A 22,239-nucleotide genomic window follows, 5' to 3' on the forward strand; every position below is an offset into this window, starting at 1 on the left:
TTGACCTACTGCTCCTGGAGCGCTAATTCAATAGCCGGTGCTCCGGCATCTAATCGAGACCACATCATTCCGTGAAGGGCCAAACGCGTATTCGCCGACCAATAGCTCTTTTTAATTGCGGAAATTTGCAGCAAGGCTTCGTGCGCCTCGCGGTGAGCGTTCAATACTTCTAGCCACGCCTTTCTGCCCACTTTAAACTGCCTTAAAAAGCTATCGACTAAGTTCACTGCCGCGCGCGCCGCTTCCACTTGCGCGTAAAACTGCTCTTGCGAGGCATTGCGTTCGGAATACGCGCTGCTGACGATGTCGGTGACATCGCGTTTGGAATAGACCAAGTCTTGCTCTGCGCCGTGCAAACGCTGAAGAATTGCCCGGTAACTGTTGTACCCTTTGAGACCGCTGTCGCTGGAAAACTGCAGCACCAATTGCGTTGACGAGTCCGGCGTGAAATCCCCAGCAGATTGATCGAGCTGCGTGCTGTACTGCAAACTCAACTGCGGATAAACCGCCGACTTAGCCACCTTTACCCGTGCTTTTTGCAGCGCAATTTCGGCGCCTGCGAGTTGTGGCGCGGGGTGGTACTTGATTGCTCGAGCATCAAGTATTTTGAACATCTCTTCATGGGACAAACGATAACGCTCAGCGGGCCAGCGCACCTCTCGCACAGAACGATGCAACAAAGACTCCAAGTGAAGGCGACTGCGCAGCAATACCGATTTACTGGCCTGTAAGCCAGCCCGCGCCTGGCTCAGCCGAGTCTGGGCGGTTTGAATATCAGCCTCCGGAGACACCCCTAACGATGCACGACGACTAATCGTATCGAGCAAGGCCTGAAGATTATTGATATAACGCGCCCACAGCTGCCCCTGCTCTTTCGCCAGCACAACATTCAGATAGGCCTCGCTGGTGTCTAACGCCAAGTCCAGGCGCGTTTGATTCAGCTCGGCCAAAGCGCGATATTGTCCCGCTTCGGCCTCTTTTAGCTCTGCGGAGGTGCGCCCGCCCATCCACAACGGCTGAATAATATTGACCGTTGTGGCAGAGGCATCGTTACTCGCCTGGCGAGCAGTGACCGACATATAGGGGTAAAAGCCGCTGCGCGCCCCCGAAATTTCAAAGCCCGTAGCCTCAACCTCAGCCAGCGCCCGCACAACATTTGGGTGCTCACTCCACACGCTGGCTAACACCTGACCCAGGCTGAGCGCATCGGGCTTATCAGCATCTTCGGAATACAGTTGGACACCAACGCTTATCTCACCGTTGGGTGCCATGGGCGCAAAGGCATAGGAATTGAGAACCGTCTCCTGATCACGCGACGGCGGGGCCATTGAGCGCAGCATGACTTCTGAATAGAGCACGCCTCTCTGACTTTTCGCCGGCATCTTCGCCGATGAATCGGAGGTCGTCGAGCAACCAGCAATCACCATGGCTGCCACGCTGCTGAGGAGTATCATCCCCTTACGGATAGCGGCGACAGGCCGGGGAAATAATCGATTTGTTGTTATCTGGGGCATACCACCAACTTAACCATTCCATGGGTTGGTGACACAGGGAGGTATAGACAGCGAAAATCACGACTGGATTCTCACGTATTGCACACTATCCCTGTGCACCTTCGCACCCACCGACATCCTCGTCAGCGCCCCAACCTGGGGGATCGGCACGAATCTTCCGTTTTAAATAAGGTGGTTGTTTTATAACCACCCCAAAAAACGATCCGCGATACTAGCAGACCGCTTTACACCGCGCAATCAACTGCACATACATGCAAATTAGCGCATTGCCATAATATATACACAGCCAATTTCTGCTGGCAAGCCTAGATGCCGAGTATTACAAATTTATTTTCACTGCCTCACTCGCAGCAATGGCTTTCGCCTTGGCGTCGTTTACATCCACGCCGCGTGCCAGGGCAACCCCCATTCTTCGCTGGCCATTCACCTCTGGTTTGCCGAAGAGCCTCAGCTGGGTATCACTTTCTGCCAAGGCTTTATGGAGGTTGTCAAACCGCGTCGCGTTGGAAACGCCATCGACCAAAATCACCGCAGAGGCCGAGGCCCCATGGTTAGCAATGTTGGGGATAGGCAAGCCGAGAATCGCGCGAGCGTGCAGAGCAAACTCTGACAGATCCTGCGAAATCAGTGTGACAAGCCCCGTGTCATGGGGGCGCGGGGACACCTCACTGAACCACACCTGATCGCCTTTTATAAACAGCTCTACACCAAACAGTCCCCAACCACCGAGCGCGGCGGTGACGGATTCTGCAATAGACTTCGACGCCGCCAACGCCGCCTCAGACATCGCCTGGGGCTGCCAGGACTCTCGATAATCACCAGCCTCCTGGCGATGACCAATAGGCGCACAGAAGCTGCAGCCATCGCGGTGCCTGACAGTGAGCAGGGTAATTTCGTAATCGAAGTCGACAAAGCCTTCAACGATTACCCGCCCCGCCCCTGCGCGTCCGCCCTGCTGAGCATAGTCCCAGGCCTTAGAAAGCTCTGATGCACTGCGCAGCAGGCTCTGCCCTTTGCCGGATGAGCTCATAATGGGCTTAATCACGCAGGGAAAACCAATCGCCTCAACCGCGACACAAAAGTCATCATAGTTATCAGCAAAGCGATACGGGGAGGTTGCAATATCCAGGGTTTCCGCCGCCAGGCGCCGTATCCCTTCGCGATTCATGGTGAGTTGCGCTGCTCGTGCACTGGGCACCACATTAACGCCCTCGCGTTCAAGCTCTACCAGCACATCGGTCGCTATCGCTTCGATTTCTGGCACGACGTAGTCGGGCTTCTCTAGTTCGATAACCCTGCGCAGCTCGTCGCCATCAAGCATTGAAAAACAGTAACTTCGATCAGCCACTTGCATGGCCGGCGCATTTTCGTAGCGGTCACAGGCGATAACCTCAACTCCCAGGCGCTGCAGCTCAATGGCGACCTCTTTACCCAACTCGCCTGAGCCACACAACAGAACCTTGCAAGCACTGCTACTAAACGGCGTACCGATGGAAACCATACCTAGCTACCCTCACTACCAACACGTGTACTGATCACAATAAAAGAAACGCCAACTGCAACACGACAAAGGCATAAAAGCCTGCCAATACATCGTCGACCATAATACCCAAACCACCGTGTACTTTTGCGTCAAGCACACGAATCGGCCACGGTTTCCAGATATCAAACAGGCGAAATAATGCGAAGCCAGCCACAACCCAATACCAACCCTGAGGCAGCAAAAACAGCGCGATCCACAGGCCGACAAACTCGTCCCAGACGATGCCACCGTGGTCGTGCACGCCCAGGGCCCGCGCCGTTTCACCGCATAGGTAAATGCCTAACACAAAGGCCGCGACCACCACTAAAATGTAGCTACTGGGCGGCAGGTACTGCAGCAAATACCAAAGCGGCAACGCCGCTAGCGAGCCAAACGTGCCCGGGGCCTTGGGCGACAAGCCGCTGCCGAACCCCAACGACAGTAAGTGTGTTGGATGGCGCAAATAGCTAATCGGTATCTTTTTCATAACGCCTCAAAAATGTTGGTATCCCGCAGCGGTCTCATAGACGACGCCCTCGGCATCCAGGCACTTGAGCCCGGCGCCATCAACAACTTCCCCGATGCAGTGCAGTGGCAATGCTAAGGTTTTTTCCAGTGCGCGGAGGTGGGCCTGATATTCCTCAGGAACAGTAAAGCAAAGTTCGTAATCATCACCGCCGGACAGGGCATAGTCGACGCCTTTCGCAACATCGCGCAACCCCATCGCCACGGGCAGCCTCTCGGTATAAATGGTGGCGCCCACGCCGCTTGCTCGCAGAATGTGACCAAGATCGGCCACTAAGCCATCGGAGATATCGACTGCCGCATTGGCTACGCCACGCAGTGCCTGGCCTAAGGCCAAACGCGGCAATGGGGAATGGTAGCGCTGAAGGTAGCCTTGCTGAGCATCTGTTGGCGAGAGACTTTCAAGACAATCTAAGGCGGCTCTAGCGCCGCCCAGCTCACCGGAAACATAAACAAGGTCTCCGGGTTGCGCGCCATTGCGCAACAGCGCCTGTCCTCTGGGCACGCTGCCCATGACTTGCAGGCTAAGGCAGAGCGGGCCGCGAGTGGTATCACCACCCACCAAGGAAACGCCATAGCGCTCGGCCTCGGCGGCCAAAACGCGGCTAAACTCCGCAAGCCAACTCTCGTTAAGCTCCGGCGCGGTCAGGGCAAGCGTAAAAGCCTCAGGGTGGGCACCTGCCGCCGCTAAATCACTGATGCACACAGCCAGGGAGCGCACCGCCAGCTTCGCCGGCGCGTAGTGGCGAGGAAAATGCACCCCCTCGACCAAGGTGTCCACCGACAACACCAGTTCTTCATCTGCCGCCGGTGATAGCACCGCACAGTCATCGCCAATGCCATGACGAACAAACGGTGTCGTCCGTGACAGGGGCTTAAAAAAGCGCTCGATCAGCGCGAATTCACCGGGGCGATTCGGCGTTGTCATCTAACTTAGCCGTCGCGCCGTTTTTTCTCAGCGCCAACTTCCAGCTCACGTGCACTCGCCGCGACTTGATCTAACACACCATTAATGTAGCGATACCCATCCGTCGCACCGAAGCGCTTAGCGAGGTTTACCGTTTCGTTGATCGCCACCTTGTAGGGCACGTCGATACGGCACAGCAACTCGTAGCAACCCATGTACAACAGGCAGAGTTCAATGGGGTCCAGGTCATCGAGCTGGCGATCGAGGTGGGGCTCAAAGGCCGCCTGCAGCTCGCTCAGTTTTGCCGGAATGTTGTGCAGCAGCTCGTGGAAGAAGGCCTTGTCGACATTCTTCATGTCGTAGTCTGTCTGGAACTGCGCCTCAATAACGTTTAGAGGCTGAGAGGCCATTTGCCACTGATAAAGTGCCTGTAAAGCGTAGTGTCGCGCTTTGCGACGGGAGGCCGCCAGCTGATTTTTGGCGTGTTGCTCGGGGCGATTGGCCACAATGTTACTCCAACTATAAAGAACCGGTGCGAACGAGTTGCCGCACCGTATTACCGCTCGTTAACCGCGTTTAAATCTGCTTGAGCAGGTTGACCATTTCGATGGCCGACATCGCAGCCTCTTCACCTTTATTGCCGGCTTTAGTGCCCGCGCGCTCAATGGCTTGCTCAATGGTATCGACGGTCAGAACACCAAAGGATACGGGCACATTGTACTGCATTGACACCTGCGCCAAGCCCTTAGTGCACTCACCTGCCACGTATTCAAAATGCGGGGTGCCGCCGCGAATGACTGCACCGAGTGCGATGATGGCATCGTACTTTTCAGTGGCGGCCACTTTTTGGCAAACCAGAGGAATTTCAAACGCACCCGGCGCACGAATGATCGTGATATCGTCTTCGCTAACACCGTGGCGACGCAGTGCATCGCAAGCGCCTTCCAGCAGGCTTTCCACAACAAAGCTGTTCCAGCGACCCACTACAATGGCGAAAGAGCCCGCCACACCTGTAAATGTACCTTCGATTGTTTTCATAACCGTTCCTTAAATGTATTCAATAAGCCTAGCGCCGACGCCTCAACTGCGCTCAGGCAAAATCCTCGGGGCTGACAAATTCAACGACTTCCAGGTCGAAACCTGAAATAGCGTTGTACTTCACTGGCGCGCCCATCAGGCGCAACTTGCCGACACCAACATCGCGCAATATCTGCGAGCCCAAGCCGATATTAAAGTAGGTATTTTGGTACTGCGCACTATCTCCCTGCTGGGGCGACTTCACACCGCGCGCAATATCCAGTTCCGCAAGGATATCCTGGCCCTGCTCGCGATTCGCCAGCAATACCAATACGCCACCCTGCTCCGCCAATACCGACAAACTGCGGTGCATATTCCAGCCGGTCGTCGAGCCAGGAGGCTGCGCCTGCAATAAATCGCGAACCGTAGAGCCCAAATGAACACGGGCCAAGGTAGGCTGCTCGGCGTCGATGTCGCCTTTTTGCAGGGCAAAATGCACCTCACCAGCCACCGAATCGCGGTAGGCGTGTAGAATAAACTCACCGAAGTCGGTATTGATGGTGCCGCTGCTCAGCTTTTCGACGGTCTGCTCATTAAGCACCTGATAATGGATGAGGTCAGCAATCGTGCCCATCTTAAGGTCGTGCTCGGCAGCGAAGGTCTCGAGGTCTTCGCGGCGCGCCATCGTGCCGTCCTCGTTCATAATTTCGCAGATCACACCGGTGGGCTCAAAACCGGCAAGCTTAGACAAATCACAGGCCGCCTCAGTGTGCCCTGCGCGGCTCAACACGCCGCCGGGTTCAGCCATTAGCGGGAAAATATGGCCTGGCTGAACAATGTCTTCCGCCACGGCATTGCGGGCCGCGGCGGTACGCACCGTGTGCGCGCGATCAGCGGCGGAAATGCCCGTCGTCACGCCCTCGCGCGCTTCAATAGACAGCGTAAATTTAGTACCAAAGCCAGAGGCATTGCGGTCTACCATCAGCGGCAGCGCAAGCTGCTCGCAGCGCTCGCGCGTCATTGGCATGCAAATCAAGCCGCGCCCGTGGGTCGCCATAAAGTTGATATCCTGCGGCCGCACACACTCAGCAGCCATCACCAGATCGCCTTCATTCTCGCGATCCTCGTCATCCATCAAGATCACCATCTTGCCGAGACGGATGTCCTGAATCAGCTCTTCTACTGTGCTAAATGCCATATCATTTCGCCTTCATAAAACCATTTTCGGCCAGCGTGGCCATTGTAATTCCGCCGCTATTGCCGTGATCAGCCGCCGCGTTGAGCAGGCGTTCCAAATACCGTGCAATAACGTCTACTTCCAGATTAACCCTGCCCCCAACGGCATACTGCGCAATAATCGTTTCAGCCGCGGTATGGGGCACAATATTCAAATCAAAGGTCGCCCCGTCGACACGGTTTACCGTTAAGCTTACGCCATCGACACAAATCGACCCTTTGTGGGCGATATATCGGGCTAGTTCGTCCGGCGCTTGAATGCGCACATTGATTGAGCGCGCATCCTTTTTCATTTCCACTATTTGCCCTACGCCGTCGACGTGACCACTAACGATATGCCCGTCAAAGCGGCTGCTCGCGAGCATCGCGCGCTCAAGATTGACCGCAGCGCCAACACTGGCCTGGCCAAAATTGCTATGCGCCAGCGTTTCCCGGGACACATCTGCCCAAAAACCATCGCCGGGGAGTTCTACCACGGTTAAACAAACACCGTTCGTGGCAATGCTGTCCCCAAGCTTAACCTCGGCCAGGGGCAGCGAACCGGTACGAATATACACTCGCAGGTCGCCATTGCGAGGTTGCATTGCGGCAATTTCGCCAACCGCTTCAATAATCCCGGTAAACATCAGTTTTGCTCAACCTCTGCATCAACCACCTTTGGTCGACAGTGCCAACGCCAGTCACCCCCGATAGCGCGGCCGTCAATAATTTCTATGCGCTGTTTGTCGGCCATATTCTGAAGCGGCAAGGCCGCCAAACCCCGAGCCTCGCTTCCCAGCATGCAGGGCGCCACGTACACAAACCAATCATCAATCAAGCCTGCCTGCAAAAATGCGCCGGTCAGCGTTGCGCCGGCCTCCAGCATCACCTCGTTGCAGGCCCGCTCAGCAAGGTGTTGCAGCAGCGACTCCAGACATACCCGGCCGCGGTCGTCCGCGGGCAGGCGCTGTATCTCTGCACCAGCAGCTTGCAGCGCCGCGGCCTTCGCGTCGTGATCGCTTACCGTTGCAATGAGGACATCGCCCCCACCTGAAAACAGCTTGGCACCCGGCGGGGTGCGCAGCTGCGAGTCCACGATGACTCGCAGCGGCTGCCGCCATATCCCACCTTGATAATCGGCCAACGGCGAGCGAAAACTGTCCGGCCGCACGGTGAACGCGGCGTCATCGTCGATAACCGTGTCCACGCCACTGACAATGGCGCAGCTCTGCGCGCGCAATCGCTGAACATCAGCACGTGCCTCTGGACCCGTAATCCACTGGCTTTGTCCATTGGCCATCGCCGTTCGACCATCGAGGCTCATGGCCGACTTGGCCGTCACCCAGGGTAGCCCGCCCGCAATGCGGCGAATGAAACCCCGGTTTAATGCACGAGCTTCCTCTTCCAGCAGTCCACATTCTACGTCGATATTTGCCTCGCGCAGCATCGCAATACCGCGCCCAGCCACCAAGGGATTGGGGTCACCGGTTGCGATCACCACCCGCGTGACACCGGCGTTTATCAGCGCCTGAGCGCAGGGCGGTGTGCGACCAAAATGGCTGCATGGCTCGAGCGTGACATACGCCGTGCAACCTGTGGCGTCGTCGAGCTGGGCCAGCGCATTCACCTCCGCGTGCCCTTCTCCGGCGCGCTGGTGCCAACCCTCGGCCAGCAGCTGCCCCGAACGGGTCACCACGCACCCCACTCGCGGGTTCGGGCTCGTTGAATAACGACCGCGATCCGCCAACTGCAGGGCACGCGCCATCGCTTGTCGGTCGCTGAGGGAGGTCATCGGGACTTACTTCAACTTATTGAGGTCGACGCCGCCAGGCTCGGCGGACAAACGGTCGATTTCGGCTCGAAATTCATCAAGATCCTGAAAGCTGCGGTACACGCTGGCAAAGCGCACATAGGCTACGTGATCCAGCGCTTTCAGCGCCTCCATCACCTGCTCACCAACGTCGCGACTATGCACCTCACGCTCACCAGTGGCTTGCAGCCGCCGCTTGAGATCGCTGATCTCCGCTTCAATGCTCTCAACACTGACCGGACGCTTCTCCAGCGCTTTGAGAATACCGGAGCGCAGTTTCTCCTCGTCGAAAGGTTCGCGGGAGCCGTCCGTCTTGATCACTTTTGGCATTAACAGCTCAGCGCTCTCGTAGGTCGTAAAGCGCTCGCTGCATGAAAGGCACTCGCGCCGCCGACGCACCTGACCACCCTCAGCCACCAGGCGAGAATCAATCACTTTGGTATCGTCGAAACTGCAAAATGGGCAGCGCACAAAAATGGCCCTCCAAAAACGCAGAATTCTAGCAGCTCCGCTACTTCAGTGACAGTACAAGCACAAAAACCAACCGCGTTATGCTGGCGATTAGGGCTTGCGATACCGGGCGGCAACGCTAAAATCGGATATTTGTAGCATAAATATAAATAACGCAGGGACCCCGCGTGTCAAAAACAAACCGTAATCACCTCCTCGGCCTGTGCCTGCTGAGCCTGGCCGCCACGATCTCCTTTGCCCAAAACAGTGCCTTTGACGACAGTGAATTCGGCGACTTCGCCGGATCCTTGAGCGCAGAGTTTGCCGAGTTCGAGGCCGCTCAGACACAGGAATGGGATAGCTTCGTCAGCGAAATTCGCGCTGAGCACGACGCTTTTATCGCTGATTTAGAGCGCTACTGGGGCAATGAAACCGAGAGCAGTGACCGCAGCAAATGGGTGGAGTACGCAAAGAATCGCCGTATTAAACGCACCGTCGACTTTGAAAAGAATCAAATACGCATCTCCGTGCTGGGCACACCGGCCCCTGAGGAGATGCAGCGCATCGTCAACCAGCAGCTACAAGCCGCGCTGGAGACGCGCAGCGACCAGGCGAACCAGGAATACCCCATTGTGGCACGCATGCAGGAAGCGGCTTCAGCACCGAAACTGCCACCTGTGCCCGTGGTAGCGGAGCTCAAAGAGCTCAGCGGACAAAAAACCGCCCCCAAAGCCGCCGTAGCATTGGCGAAAAAAGCCAAGATCGATGTTGTTGAGATTAAGCCGGCACCCGCCAAAAAGAGGGCAACCGCGCCAAGCAAACCTAAGCGCACTGGTACAGCGCCCGCACCCAAGGAAACCAAAGCCACCGTCGCGGTGATCGACCTTTCCGAGAGCTGGCCGGTGCGCCGCGCCCGGAAATACAGCGAAGCAGTCACCCGCTTTGCGGCAGAAATGGACATTCCCCGCTCACTGGCCTTTGCCATCATGTATACCGAAAGCAGCTTTAACCCGGTCGCGGTGTCGCCGATCCCGGCCTACGGATTAATGCAAGTGGTACCGGGCAGTGCTGGCCGTGACGTGACGAAACTGCACTTCGGCAAAGAGCGCCTGCTTTCCCCCGACTACCTGTTTACCGCCGATAAAAACATCGAGGTCGGTATCGGTTATCTCAATATTTTGGACAAGCGCTACCTACGTAAAATTACCGACCCGCTGAGCCGAAAATACTGCACGATTGCTGCCTACAATACTGGGGCAGGCAATGTCGCCAAGGCATTTACCGGCAAACTCAACATTTCCAGAGCGTCGAAAATCATCAATGAGATGTCGCCCGACGAGGTCTACAACACCTTGCGCACCAAGCTGCCCTACGAAGAAACGCGCAAGTACATCAAAAAAGTGACCGCCGCCGAAAAACAGTTTATGAGCTTGTAACGTGGATAAAGTCGAACTTCACAATCAAAAAATTAGCGCTATCACTAACCGGCTACCCACGTGGTTAGTGTCGTTGGTCTTGCTGTTTGTCGGCCTCGGCAACTTTACCGACTCGATAGAGCTGATGAAAAACGTGTATGAGTCAATTTCCAGCAAGTTCAGCAACCAAGTGGAATACGACCGCACCCGGCACGTGCGCTCAGGGTTAAACCTGGCCTATGTGCAAGATTATATTGGCGAGCCGCAGCTCCTGAAGGAACTCGAGGGCGGCCTGCAAGTGCGCTACTACATTGATGAGAAATACCTTATTTCTCTGTATACGCAGGGCGAGCGCGTGAGCGCGTATTTAATTTTTGCCCGCGAAGACCATTTCCAGCCGGACATGCAGGGCATGAACGAACAGTCGCTGGGCGACAGCTCATTATCCCAACTTCGCCAGAATACCGACCGCGTTGCCTTTGAGCACTCGCGCAACATCGCCTACTTTCTGGAAAGCAAAGAAGTTAACTTCGGCGGCGGCTATCTCACGAACAGCTATTTAGGCTGGGTAAATTATGCAGCGCAGTTTGGCCCCAGCCCATCGCCGCAGCTCGGCGCGCTCTACGATGCAGAAATGCTCGGCGAAAACAGCGCAGGCAAATTAACAGCCGCCCGCGAGCATATACGCCCCAATGCCTTTGGCTATGGCGAGCTGAGCATTGAGCAACTTCAGCGCGGGTTACTTACCAGTGCCGAGCTGAGGTTCTTCGACTAATGACTAACGGAATAAACTGGAAACGAAGCCTCGCGGGCGTGCTGCCACTCACCCTGGCGGCCTGCTTGAGCGGCAACACCCAGCCGCAGAATACTGCGATCGCCTCCGGGCTTTCTTCACCGACACTGCCGTCAAGTAAGGACATCGCCTACGATGACCAGGACCTCGTGTCGCTATTCACCCACGCCAGCCTGCGGCGACATGAAGGCGATTACCGGGGAAGTAACCAAGCCCTTGAGCGCGCCTATCAACGCAGCGAAGAACTTTACACTCAACGGCTAAGCGAGTTTGGCAGCGCGAGCTTGCGCAAACCCGGCGCCCTGCCCTATCGACCCAATTCACTTGAAGTTGGCTTTATCAGCTACCTGAAGGCGCTCAACCATTTCGCCACCGACGCAGACCGACTACCCTTGCAGCAAAGGGAAGCGGCAGCGGTAGAAATGCGTCGCCTCGATGTACTGCAAGGCGAAGCGCGCTTTCTCCAGGACATGGGCTTAGACAGCGACAAAAACCGCGACTTGGCACAAATGGTGGTATCACTGTTTGCCGAACGCACGAACACAGAGTTAAGCCAGGGGATTGTTGACTTACAAAGCCCCTGGCTGTATGTCGTTTCCGGCATCGTCTTTGAAATCAATCAAGACCTGGACAGCGCCAGAATCAGTTACCAACGCGCCCTGGATGCGCTGCCAGAGGGCGAACTTTCGCCGCCACACAGCAATGTAAAAGTACTCGCTGAAGAGGGCGGTCTGCGCTGTATGCAACAACTCGGCGCAAGCGATCAAGCCATACAAGAATCTGCCTTTGCCGCACTGGCGCAAGACGGCGCGCCAACAACCAATAGCTGGCTGATTGAACATCTCGGCACACTTCCGACGAAAGCCCCTCTGGAAATGCTACTCACCGCCGACAGCATTCAACAGCGGCTGATCCTACGGCCAATGATTCGCGGCACAGATGCAGAAAAACGCCAGCAAAAGCAGCAATTTGCTGGACTGTCACTGCTGTACAGCAGTCCCTACAAAGATGCCATTGTCGTCGAGCTCGGCGATAACTGGAGCGCACTGGAAAGTCTCGGCCTTACCGACACAATCGGCGGCGGGATCCGTCTGTTTCTCGACTATTTCTCGGAGCCACAGCCTCACCACGCCGCTAAAGTCATTGGTGAAAACGGCGCATTGCTGCAAAGCGTTGAACTGGCCGATATCGCTGGCGACCTCCAACGCTACCAGACCCTCACACTGAAACGCCGCTTCGAGGAAGCACTGCTGCGCGAAGTCAGTAAATCCGCGGGCTATAAATCGATGACCGGCGGCATTAAGTTACCGTTTTCGCTCGGCGGCGCGCTGGCCACGTTCACCGCGGGGGCCGATTTACGCCAGTGGCAGCTTCTGCCAGCCAAGATACGCATCACGCCACTTACTGCAGATTTAGCGGGCCGCCAACTTACTATCACGCGCGGCGATCACGTCAACTCGCTGACGGTTCCCGCTGACAAACGCCTAATCAGCATTGATCACTACTGAGCCAAATCATGATGACCTTTCGCTCTCTTACTATCCTTATTCTTTCAGTGCTGCTGTGCGCCTGCGGAAGTAGCAACGTTAAACGCATGGAAAACGGCAGCCAACCCGCATTAACCGATCGCTGGAATGCCACCGACTCGCAACTTGTTGCCGAGGCACTGATTAGCGACATGCTGAGCTTTCCTTGGGCGAAATCAAGGGCGGACGGTTCACTACCTGTGATTGCGATTCAGCACATCAGCAATCGATCCCACGAGCAAATTGCAGTGGAAACCTTCATCAACTCGATCAAGCGTGAGTTGTTGCGCAGCGGTAAAGCCGAGTTTGTGGTGACCGGCGCAGAGCGCGAGCGTGTGCGCGACGAGAAGCTCGACCAGGAAATGTTTGCCAGCATGGAAAGCGCCGTTGAACTCGGCGAAGAGACGGCCGCCGGCTATGCACTGAGCGGTGTTATCACCTCATTAGTAGACCAGCTTGAGGGACAGCGCACGACCACCTACCAAGTCGACCTTAAACTGATTGATCTTAAGAGCAACCGGGAAGTTTGGAACGGTCAGAAACAGATCCACAAATACAGCAAACGCGCGAGATTCGGCCTGTGAAGCATCCACTTGTAGCCGCCAGCAAGCTCGCCGTCGCCAGTTTACTTATTGCCTGCAATACCGCGCTCGCCGCCGCGCCAGACTGGGTTAACCAACCACCCCAGCGCCAGGGTTTTGTATTCGGTGTTGGCGCGGCCGACCTCTCACTTGGTCACGCAGCTGCCAGCGAGGCGGCCAAGCTCGCCGCTCGCAATGAAATCGCCAGCAGCCTTAAGCTGCAAATTGGATCAGAGCTAACACTAAACAATATCTCCGACGAATCCGGCAGTCGCAGCGAGTTTAACAACAACATTCGCATCCGCGTTCCCGACGTCGCCCTCTCCGACATTCGCATCATCAAAACTGGGGAGGTGGCAGAGCACCAAAGCTTATACAGTTTGGCCGAGCTGGACTTGGCAAAGGCTGCGGAGCGCGTCGCCAGTGAAATTCGTTCACTGCTCGCGCAAACCTCCCCAGCCATCGACAGCACTTCGCTAGCCACTGCTCTGCGCGGCCACTACCGCGCGCTAGAACGCCAGCTCAATTTTCAGTCATTGCTGTCCCAGTATCGACTACTCGACGGCAAACAGCCGTTTAACGATAGCGCACTCAACAATGACGCCGAGCGGGCACTGAAATTTTTCGACAACTTGCTGATTCACATAGCGCCAAAGGATGAAGACAGCAAAAAAGTGGCGCGGAACATCGCCTCAGAACTGGCCGCGAAAGGCCTACAGGGCAGCGAAAGCGCTACGCAAGCGAAGCTTCAGCTGTCCATGAACAGCCAGAGAAGGACGATGGAGCGCAATGGCGCGCATTTTTGCCGGATAAAAACTGATGCGACACTCAGCGCGAATACACAGCATTTGAGCGCCGCCAGTCGCTCGGCAAAAGCGGTTTCCGGTGACCCTGAAATTGCCTGCCAGAAGGCCGCGGAGAAGCTCAGTAAAGTTGTCGCCGCCGACATCATGAACACATTTTGGAACACATTAAAATCACCGTCACCAAAGCAAAACTAAGACGGATAACACCACATAGAGGGTAAGTGAGATGACGAGAAAGGCCTCGGCAATTGCACTGGCAGCCGCAATACTATCAAGCGGCGCACTGGCGCAAGAGCAAGATCAACGAGCGAGCTTTGGCGACGATGCTAGCTATAACTACTTTGGCGGCGTATCTGTCGGTTACAAATATCAGGAGCTAGAGGCGGACACGATCCGCGATGCCTATGTGAAAACCGTCGGCCTCAATATTCTGCAGTTCGAATGGTTCCCCGAGCAGGCGACCTGGATGCAAAACGTTAGCTGGCTGGCAGCAGTGCGCCCCAAGCTGAGCTACGAAATGACACCCGGCGACAGCGCGGAACAAGATGAAATCGCCCAGGCCTCGGATTCAGAAAAAGAAGGATGGACACGCTTCGTTGCCGACCTCAGCATCGACCCCTTCCAGCTCTTCGGCGGCGAGAAGACCAATCACCGCATCGATATTAATTACGACGTACAAACATTTTTGATTACGGTGCAAGCAACACGTGATTATTTTTACGTAGAGGATAACGACGCCAAGCTGCTCACCGCCGGTGACAAAATTGACGTCAACACCACTTTTAAAGAAGCGGTAATCGGCTATAGCAACGAACCCTCACCAGGCCAAAGTTTTATGATGGGGCTATTCTCGGTGGACTATGAGAAGCCCGTTTCCAGCGATGTATCAACCCCCATAGAAGCCATTTACAAGGGCGAGTTTGAGGCTACCGGCCTGTACCTGGGTGGATCGCTGCGCTTCTTCGGAAAACTGGATGTCAGCCTGCGCTACGACTTCACCTTCGACGCGGAAGCGAATGTAGACGGCGGCAAATCGCTGACTCGTGACGAATTCGGTATCGAAGACAGTATTGAGTACGAGTCATATACCCTTAATGCTGTTTACGACCTAAGCAAAACACGAGTGAAGCTGCCAATGGAGCTGCGCTTCAACTACACCCAACGCCAGTTCGACGCCTTTGTTGAGGGCTCCACATTAAACGACGACCGTATTTTCGGTGTGTCACTTGTCGGCAGCTTCACGCTATAAGAGGGGACATAGCCATGAAAAAATTCAACATCCTAGCATCAGCGGCTGTGGCTCTCGGACTCAGCCTTCAAGGCTGCGTGTTCGACGAATCGGGTACTGAGTACAAAGAACCCAACGCCAACACCGAGCCCGTAATCAACCTCAATTACGATTCGCAACTGTCCCTGAATACCTACCTCACTTTTGAGGACGACAGCGCGGACATCGCCGTAACTTTTGGCTCACAGGAGTTTCGCTTTCCCGATCGCTCGGAAATGCGCCTGAGAGGATTTGGTGACTTTGAGACGGATCGCGTCTGGAAGACCTCCGTCATCGAAGATTCGCGTGGTATCAAGACCCTGCGCTTGGGTTACTATGTCGTAACACCAAACAGCAACGACATCAGCGCGCCAATTTTTCACAACTTTGCCAAGGACAGTCGCGGCAACATCTACTTGACTGAAACCGCCGAACAGCTGAAGTCGGACTTAGGTGTAGCGCCCTTCAGACAGCCTCAACCCGCTCTCCTATTCCCCGCCAAAGTTGAAGTTGGCGACAGCTGGGTAGCCGGCCCCACCATCGTACCGCTGTTTTACAACTTCAGCTCAGGCACCGGATGGACGGCGACCCTCATTGATGACAATGCGACAGCGCCGATCAGCGGTGAGCAGAACTGCATCGTTATCAAATACTACGGGGAGCGCTTTTCCTACTATCTGTATTTGAAAAATGGCCTCGGTGTTGTTGAGTGGACCAACTCCTGGGAAGAGGGCCAGGACGGCACGGTGGTACCTATCAACGGCTGGGCGCGCAGCAAAAATGGTGACGGTACCACAGCCATTGACTACACAAACTTCGGCTGGTCTTTCGATGACAGCAACCCCGTTGGTGCGGTGCTTTACTCCATTGGCCTGAAAGTCGTCGATGGCGAGGAAGCTAATGCGAATGGCGCCACAACTTCGCCGGTCAATGACTCTGGCTACGACTTCACCCGAGTGATCGAAACCAGCGCTCCAGCTTCAAGCACCTATCCCGCCCTGCTCGACCTGCGCCTTCCAGATGAGCGCGGGGAGGAGAGCATCGACTTTACCGATAGCAAATGGGATAGCCTGGCAGGCAAATACTACCGACCACTGGTTCGCATCAGCTTCAATGGCAAAACCTATTCAGCGGACCAAAGCAGCGGTAGCTTTGAGGTAGAAAAACTGTACAACCAACCCTTTGGCCCTGCTCGCCTGGCCTTCCTCGGCCGCGGTACACTGGTCAATGAAGCAGACGCTACGGACAGCATGGAATTTGTCGGCTTGCTGGAAGGCAACTACCTCAATGCTGGCCCTGATGGCCTGACCTCGGACTTTGCCATCTTCGGCCTAGGCCCAGACCGTCGCCTGCCTGCCGCCAAACCCGGCAGCACCTATCGCATTTACATTGGCTACGCGAACCTCAACGAGCCCTTGCGCGAGCTTTTGGAAATGGACCAGGCAAGCATTGATGAATTCAATTTGGATGAGTCCCAGCTGGGTTACACAAGCATCTGCTACGGCAATCGCACCAGCACGGACGGCCCCTGCAATAGCGGTAATGTCAGCTTTGAGATTCAAGTTCCCGATGTCGAGGGCGAGCTTGGCTTCCGCATTGGCGGCAGAAATAGTGCAGGCGAAATTAAGTCGGCCAGCCAGCTATTCTACCTCCCCGTCAGCAAGGATGCCGGCAGCAAAGGTGCGCTTACCGCACGTTTGTATGACCAATACAGCGATGTCATTCGCGGCTCACTCGATAATAACGGCGAATTCAACACCGGTATTCTCAATGCGCTGTCGTCAATATCGCCGAGCGGCAATATCGTTAAATACAGCTATGACTTAGGTGATGGCACAGTCGTCGATGACGGTATTCCATTGGGTAATCACACCTATACACAAGACGGTGAGTTCCAAATTAAACTGACGGTTACCGACGACCAGGGCAACACCGCCACGGCGTCACGCAAAGTGGTTATCAGCAATACCGGCAAGTTGATTATTCGCAATATCGCCAACGACTTTAGCAGCGGCGCCTTCACTATCGGCATCGATAACATTGATGAACCCGATGGTTATTACGACTACTACAAATTCGTTATTCTCGACAAAGGCGAAGATGAAGTCTTTGAAGTACCGGGCGGCGTGAACTACGAAGTCGACATTATCGACAACGGTGAAGTTGTGTTCACTGACGAGCGATTTGTGGACAACGCCGAGGAAGTCGTCGTTGAGGTTGATCTGGACCAAGACTAGTTAGCAGTATTATTGCAACCACAAAAAAGCCCGCCAATGGCGGGCTTTTTTGTGCGCTTACGGTCGCGGCATCAGCGACCCATAGCATTTACGCAACGTATTAGCGCGCCATTTCTTCGTTCAGCTCCTGCTGAGCTTGTGCGCCCTTAAATTGCTGCAAAAGCACCTCTCGGGTATCTGGCTGCACCTGGCGCTCACTCGCGGCCAACAGGTTATCAAACAGTGCCAGGGTTTTATCGCGCCCCATTGTCACCAATACACACAGGTTTTTCTTACCGTCGATTTCAACAAACTCCACACGCTCAGCTCGTGTACCAATCAGCGTCTGCTGGGTAAGTTGCTTCGCCACCGATGAGAAGGTTGAGCCGCTGGATACACCGCTGGACACGTCCGTGCGCTCGCGAAATACCTTGTCCAAAACTGCAACTTTCGTTTCTAGCTGTTGGGCTAAATCCGTCCGCGCATTGGCAACGGCAAGCTGGCGGTCGATCGACATATTACTGGAATACGGCACGCACTGAGCACTGGCAAAACCATCGTCAATGTAAGGATTCATCACCCACTGAGGGAGTCCACCCGCACCTTGTTGTGACTGCTGCGTATCTGCTGCCTGCTCGGTGCTTGCACACGCCGTCATTAGCACTGAGCAAGTCACACCTATTATTTTCTTCTTCATTAAGCACTCCAATATCCACGAGTAATACACATCGACACAGTCCAAATTAGGTGCCGACGTATTTCGAGTTCCTGCTCGACTGTTGCATCTCCGGCGCTCGGCAAGCAGACCAATTCATAGCAACACTCCATCTCCATTTTAGAGGGGAATGCAGCAAATGCACAGGCAAAAAAAAAGCCGGGCAATGCCCGGCTTTGCAACCCAATTTACATTAAGCGTAAACGGGGTGGCGCTTACAAACCTCAAGCACCTTCGCTTTCACTTCTTCAATTTTTGCGCTGGCATCACCAGACTCGAGTGCTTCCAATACATCGCACATCCAGTTGGCCAGATCGATACACTCTGCTTCTTTGAAGCCGCGAGTTGTCACTGCCGGCGTACCTACGCGCAGACCACTGGTGATGAACGGTGAACGTGGATCGTTAGGAACCGCGTTTTTGTTCACGGTGATGTTAGCTGCCCCTAGCGCTGCATCGGCGTCTTTGCCGGTGTAAGGCTTGCCGATCAGATCCACCAACATCAGGTGGTTCTCGGTACCGCCTGAAACAATATTGATACCGCGATCAATAAACGTCTTCGCCATCGCTTTTGCATTGGCAACCACCTGCTTTTGGTAGTCGACGTACTCAGGGCTCATTGCCTCTTTAAAGCTCACCGCTTTAGCGGCAATCACATGCATCAGCGGGCCACCCTGACCACCTGGGAAAACGGCAGAGTTCAGCTTTTTCTCAATTTCTTCGTTGGCCTTTGCCAAGATCAAACCGCCACGCGGACCACGGAGGGTTTTGTGAGTCGTGGTGGTTACCACGTCGGCAAAAGGCATTGGGTTGGGGTAGATGCCCGCCGCGACCAGACCCGCCACGTGAGCCATATCAACCATCAGGTAGGCGCCCACTTTGTCGGCGATTTCACGGAATTTCGCCCAATCGACAATGCCCGAGTACGCGGAGAAGCCCGCCACAATCATTTTGGGCTTATGCTCTAGAGCCAAGGCCTCTACTTGTGCGTAATCGATTTCGCCCGTGTCGTTGTTCAGGCCATACTGCACAGCATGATAGGTTTTGCCAGAAAAGTTTGGCTTAGCGCCGTGGGTCAAGTGACCACCCGCATCCAGGCTCATACCCAGCACTGTCTCACCTGGCAGCACCAACGCTTGATATACCGCTGCATTTGCCTGTGAGCCCGAGTGAGGCTGAACATTTGCGTAGTCAGCACCAAACAATGCCTTGGCGCGCTCAATGGCCAGAGACTCGGCTTTATCTACATACTCACAACCGCCGTAGTAGCGCTTGCCAGGATAGCCCTCGGCGTATTTATTGGTCAGCGCCGTACCCTGAGCTTGCATTACGCGGGGGCTGGTGTAGTTCTCGGAAGCAATCAGCTCGATGTGCTCTTCCTGACGAACCTCTTCTTCCTGGATTGCAGACCAAATATCGTCGTCGAAACCAGCTATCGTCATCTCTTTGTTAAACATAGAACCCCCGCAAGGCAGATACAGGCTAAGAAAAGCCGCGCATTGTACAATAAACGCGCGCCGCCGGCACCGTTTTAGGCCGCCAACTTTGTTACGCAGAGCGGTAGCGACTTAGATTCTTCGAATTTGCACTCTACAGCGCACCAACGCTCAGCTATGATGTCGCCAGAGAAACTGGAAATACTCATATGAATCAAACAGATATGCCGCCCCAGCAAATTAAGCTACACAAGAAATCACGCCTGCTGGAGCTCCGCTACGCCGACGGCAGTCACTACCAGCTCAGCTGCGAATTTTTGCGTGTCTTCTCACCCTCGGCGGAGGTACGCGGCCACGGGCGCGGCCAGGAGGTATTGCAAACTGGCAAATTGAATGTGGAGATCCGCGATATTATTGCCGTCGGGAACTATGCGATTCAGCTGGTGTTCGATGACGGGCACGACAGCGGGATATACTCTTGGCGCTACTTGCGAGAACTCGGCGAAAATCATCAGACCTTATGGGAAGGCTATCTCGCAGAGTTGCGGGCGGCAAATGCCAGCCGCGACCCAGATGAGCAGGTCGTCACACTCGTCGACCCAAGCAAGGGCTAGGGCCGGTTCGCACTAATTACGTAGTGTAAACAGCCCCTAGTCGAAATCAGTCTCTCAGGGAGATGGCCGGACGGAGATTAACGCCGCCATCTTCCTCCAAGATGCCAATGTTCATTCCTGTTGTATTTTCAACAACGACAACGGGCGGCTGAAAACGGGGACGACGGATAAACTTGATCTGCCAGCCAAAATTTTCAATACGACGCAGTGACGTTCGCTGCAGCTCAGTAAGCAGCTCAGAAAGGTTGTGAGGCACAGGTTCCGCACCAACACGCTTTTCTTCAATCATGGCCGCACTCCCTCCAATTTAACGCCGAGTTTCATACCCCAACATTAATAAAGGTGCAGTGCAGCGACTACCGCGGATTCACCCTATTGACAGACGGCGAGGCAAGCCCTACAAATTTTCTTCAGCAAACGCCGCTAACCTAGATCGTTCTATGCCATTTACATGCATCACCCCGGCGTGGGCGAAATGCTTACTTTTCTCGACTAAGTAAGTTAGCCCGGAAGTAAGCGGCGAAATATATTTGTTGTCGATTTGTGCCAGGTTTCCCAGCACCACGATCTTCGAGTTAACCCCCACCCGAGTGATAATCGACTTAAGCTGAAACTGGGTTAAGCCCTGCGCCTCATCGATGACAATATAGGCATTGTTGAACGAACGACCGCGCATAAAGTTTAGTGACTTAAACTGTATATTGGCCTTGTCTTTAACATACTCGATGCTGCTGTAGGGCGACTCATCCCCCCCGTGTAACACCTCGAGGTTGTCATCAAAGGCGGCCAACCACGGTGCCATTTTTTCTTCCTCGGTGCCAGGCAAGAAGCCGATATCTTCGGCAATTGGCGGCGTCGACCGCGCCACAATCAACTTGTCATAACGTTTTTCTTCAAGTATCGCGTGCAAGCCATAGGCCAGTGCGATCAGGGTTTTACCCGAGCCCGCCGGACCGGTGAGCACCGTCATATCAATATCCGCCTGGGCGATGAGAAAAAACGCCATCGCCTGTTCCATGTTACGCGGCGTGAGGCCCCACAGGCTTTGGTGCATTAACTGCTCAGGGCACAGATCCAATAACTCAACCCGGTCATCATCTACCGCTCTCACCAAACCGGCAAAGCCGCTGTCATCGTAGATGAACTGATTGATATGCACATGGGGAAGCACCGACCTGCTTAAAACATGCAGGGTTTGCGGCCCCTCCCGCAGGGTTTCCACACTGTCGACCTGGTCCCAGAATCGCCCGGCCAGGTGTTCATAGCCCTTCGCCATATACTGGATATCATCCAGCACCCGATCCCGCCGGTAGTCCTCAACATTTTCCAGCCCTGACCCCTTGGCCTTCAAACGCATGTTGATGTCTTTGGTTACTAAACAAACGTAGGCCTTTGGGTTTTTCACCTGTAAGTGCAAGGCAACGTTAATAATACGGTTGTCGTTCGCCTGCTGTTGGCTGCCATCCAGGTAGGGAGCCTCGGTATCGTGACTGATTAGTTGATCGGGAAAGATCGCCAGGGAGCCCGCAGCCTCGCCTTCACGCGCCGCCGGGATCGGCACCCCCTCCTGAATCTGCTTGGGGCTGGCTTTGAATAGAATTTTATCAATCGCATTGATCGCAATGCGCGCCTCACGGCTTACGTCCTTGTCACGCCGGTCCTTAATGTGATCAAGCTCTTCGAGCACCGTCATCGGCACGACCACACGATGCTCATGGAAAGCACTCAGGGCCATCGGGTCATGCAATAGAACATTGGTATCCAGAACAAAGATTTTTTCCATCAGGGGCTCTCTACTGGCTGCAAGAAACAAATCGGGCCGTTGCTCAGTCGCGCGACGAGCAACGTGGTGAGGATGTTTTGAGGAAGAGAAGACGGCGGCATGACTGCCCCCGCATAGCGGCTACCAAG

The 22,239-nt window shown here is 54.9% G+C and carries 22 protein-coding genes; 8 read left to right on the forward strand and 14 right to left on the reverse strand.

Annotation, left to right across the window (positions count from 1 at the left end):
• Positions 1-5: 5 nt before the first annotated feature.
• The 10 genes from B3K78_RS08580 to nrdR all read right to left on the reverse strand — a co-directional run bounded on the left by B3K78_RS08580 (position 6) and on the right by nrdR (position 8,981).
• Positions 6-1,454, reverse strand: a complete 1,449-nt coding sequence (locus B3K78_RS08580) for a TolC family protein (RefSeq protein WP_286695128.1) — start codon at positions 1,452-1,454, stop codon at positions 6-8.
• A 379-nt stretch (positions 1,455-1,833) separates the two neighbouring features.
• Positions 1,834-3,015, reverse strand: coding sequence for a formate-dependent phosphoribosylglycinamide formyltransferase (purT, locus tag B3K78_RS08585; protein WP_286695129.1), 1,182 nt, complete (start codon positions 3,013-3,015; stop codon positions 1,834-1,836).
• 34 nt (positions 3,016-3,049) lie between these two features.
• Entirely contained in the window at positions 3,050-3,523 is a 474-nt protein-coding gene (locus B3K78_RS08590) for a phosphatidylglycerophosphatase A family protein (RefSeq protein WP_286695130.1), read from the reverse strand.
• A 6-nt stretch (positions 3,524-3,529) separates the two neighbouring features.
• Entirely contained in the window at positions 3,530-4,489 is a 960-nt protein-coding gene (gene thiL, locus B3K78_RS08595) for a thiamine-phosphate kinase (protein ID WP_286695131.1), read from the reverse strand.
• Positions 4,490-4,494: 5 nt separating this feature from the next.
• Complete coding sequence (gene nusB, locus B3K78_RS08600; RefSeq protein WP_286695132.1) at positions 4,495-4,974, reverse strand: transcription antitermination factor NusB; 480 nt, start codon at positions 4,972-4,974, stop codon at positions 4,495-4,497.
• A gap of 70 nt (positions 4,975-5,044) precedes the next feature.
• Complete coding sequence (gene ribH / locus B3K78_RS08605; protein ID WP_027873186.1) at positions 5,045-5,506, reverse strand: 6,7-dimethyl-8-ribityllumazine synthase; 462 nt, start codon at positions 5,504-5,506, stop codon at positions 5,045-5,047.
• A gap of 52 nt (positions 5,507-5,558) precedes the next feature.
• On the reverse strand, positions 5,559-6,683 hold the full coding sequence (ribBA, locus tag B3K78_RS08610) for a bifunctional 3,4-dihydroxy-2-butanone-4-phosphate synthase/GTP cyclohydrolase II (RefSeq protein WP_204994712.1): 1,125 nt from the start codon (positions 6,681-6,683) through the stop codon (positions 5,559-5,561).
• A 1-nt stretch (position 6,684) separates the two neighbouring features.
• Positions 6,685-7,347, reverse strand: a complete 663-nt coding sequence (locus B3K78_RS08615) for a riboflavin synthase (RefSeq protein ID WP_286695133.1) — start codon at positions 7,345-7,347, stop codon at positions 6,685-6,687.
• The gene (ribD, locus tag B3K78_RS08620) at positions 7,347-8,492 is read right to left on the reverse strand and encodes a bifunctional diaminohydroxyphosphoribosylaminopyrimidine deaminase/5-amino-6-(5-phosphoribosylamino)uracil reductase RibD (protein WP_286695134.1); all 1,146 of its coding nucleotides are present in this window, start codon (positions 8,490-8,492) and stop codon (positions 7,347-7,349) included. Before ribD ends, B3K78_RS08615 begins: the two co-directional genes overlap by 1 nt.
• Positions 8,493-8,498: 6 nt before the next feature.
• On the reverse strand, positions 8,499-8,981 hold the full coding sequence (nrdR, locus tag B3K78_RS08625) for a transcriptional regulator NrdR (RefSeq protein ID WP_027873190.1): 483 nt from the start codon (positions 8,979-8,981) through the stop codon (positions 8,499-8,501).
• A gap of 167 nt (positions 8,982-9,148) precedes the next feature.
• Here nrdR and B3K78_RS08630 point away from each other — a divergent pair, with 167 nt between their 5' ends.
• Genes B3K78_RS08630 through B3K78_RS08660 form a run of 7 tightly spaced genes read left to right on the forward strand, consistent with a single transcriptional unit; the run spans position 9,149 to position 17,585 of the window.
• Complete coding sequence (locus B3K78_RS08630) at positions 9,149-10,396, forward strand: transglycosylase SLT domain-containing protein (protein ID WP_286695135.1); 1,248 nt, start codon at positions 9,149-9,151, stop codon at positions 10,394-10,396.
• A gap of 1 nt (position 10,397) precedes the next feature.
• The gene (locus B3K78_RS08635) at positions 10,398-11,150 is read left to right on the forward strand and encodes an ETEC_3214 domain-containing protein (RefSeq protein WP_286695136.1); all 753 of its coding nucleotides are present in this window, start codon (positions 10,398-10,400) and stop codon (positions 11,148-11,150) included.
• The gene (locus B3K78_RS08640) at positions 11,150-12,676 is read left to right on the forward strand and encodes a COG3014 family protein (RefSeq protein ID WP_286695137.1); all 1,527 of its coding nucleotides are present in this window, start codon (positions 11,150-11,152) and stop codon (positions 12,674-12,676) included. The genes B3K78_RS08635 and B3K78_RS08640 overlap by 1 nt, the downstream gene beginning before the upstream one ends.
• Before the next feature lie 8 nt (positions 12,677-12,684).
• On the forward strand, positions 12,685-13,278 hold the full coding sequence (locus B3K78_RS08645; protein WP_239547404.1) for a penicillin-binding protein activator LpoB: 594 nt from the start codon (positions 12,685-12,687) through the stop codon (positions 13,276-13,278).
• Positions 13,275-14,276 (forward strand): LPP20 family lipoprotein, encoded by a 1,002-nt coding sequence (locus tag B3K78_RS08650; RefSeq protein WP_286695138.1) that lies wholly within the window; start codon positions 13,275-13,277, stop codon positions 14,274-14,276. The genes B3K78_RS08645 and B3K78_RS08650 overlap by 4 nt, the downstream gene beginning before the upstream one ends.
• 31 nt (positions 14,277-14,307) lie before the next feature.
• Positions 14,308-15,330 carry a hypothetical protein gene (locus B3K78_RS08655; protein WP_286695139.1) on the forward strand — a complete coding sequence of 341 codons (1,023 nt, stop codon included), beginning with the start codon at positions 14,308-14,310 and terminating at the stop codon, positions 15,328-15,330.
• A 14-nt stretch (positions 15,331-15,344) separates the two neighbouring features.
• Entirely contained in the window at positions 15,345-17,585 is a 2,241-nt protein-coding gene (locus B3K78_RS08660; protein ID WP_286695140.1) for a PKD domain-containing protein, read from the forward strand.
• Positions 17,586-17,685: 100 nt separating this feature from the next.
• Here the strand turns inward: B3K78_RS08660 and B3K78_RS08665 are convergent, their stop codons facing one another.
• Both B3K78_RS08665 and glyA read right to left on the reverse strand, forming a co-directional pair.
• The gene (locus tag B3K78_RS08665; protein ID WP_286695141.1) at positions 17,686-18,261 is read right to left on the reverse strand and encodes a hypothetical protein; all 576 of its coding nucleotides are present in this window, start codon (positions 18,259-18,261) and stop codon (positions 17,686-17,688) included.
• A 211-nt stretch (positions 18,262-18,472) separates the two neighbouring features.
• Positions 18,473-19,735: a serine hydroxymethyltransferase gene (gene glyA / locus B3K78_RS08670; protein ID WP_204994727.1), complete on the reverse strand. Its 1,263-nt coding sequence runs from the start codon at positions 19,733-19,735 to the stop codon at positions 18,473-18,475.
• A gap of 188 nt (positions 19,736-19,923) precedes the next feature.
• Between glyA and B3K78_RS08675 the strand changes: the two genes are divergently transcribed.
• On the forward strand, positions 19,924-20,328 hold the full coding sequence (locus tag B3K78_RS08675; RefSeq protein WP_286695142.1) for a gamma-butyrobetaine hydroxylase family protein: 405 nt from the start codon (positions 19,924-19,926) through the stop codon (positions 20,326-20,328).
• A gap of 46 nt (positions 20,329-20,374) precedes the next feature.
• On the opposite strand, the gene B3K78_RS08680 is transcribed toward B3K78_RS08675, so the two are convergent.
• Together B3K78_RS08680 and B3K78_RS08685 are read right to left on the reverse strand one after the other, a co-directional pair.
• Positions 20,375-20,617, reverse strand: a complete 243-nt coding sequence (locus B3K78_RS08680) for a hypothetical protein (RefSeq protein WP_286695143.1) — start codon at positions 20,615-20,617, stop codon at positions 20,375-20,377.
• Between the two features lie 108 nt (positions 20,618-20,725).
• Positions 20,726-22,111, reverse strand: a complete 1,386-nt coding sequence (locus tag B3K78_RS08685) for a PhoH family protein (protein ID WP_027873200.1) — start codon at positions 22,109-22,111, stop codon at positions 20,726-20,728.
• Positions 22,112-22,239: the final 128 nt, after the last annotated feature.

The organism is Spongiibacter sp. UBA1325 (genome assembly GCF_002306875.1).
Lineage (GTDB): Bacteria > Pseudomonadota > Gammaproteobacteria > Pseudomonadales > Spongiibacteraceae > Spongiibacter > Spongiibacter marinus.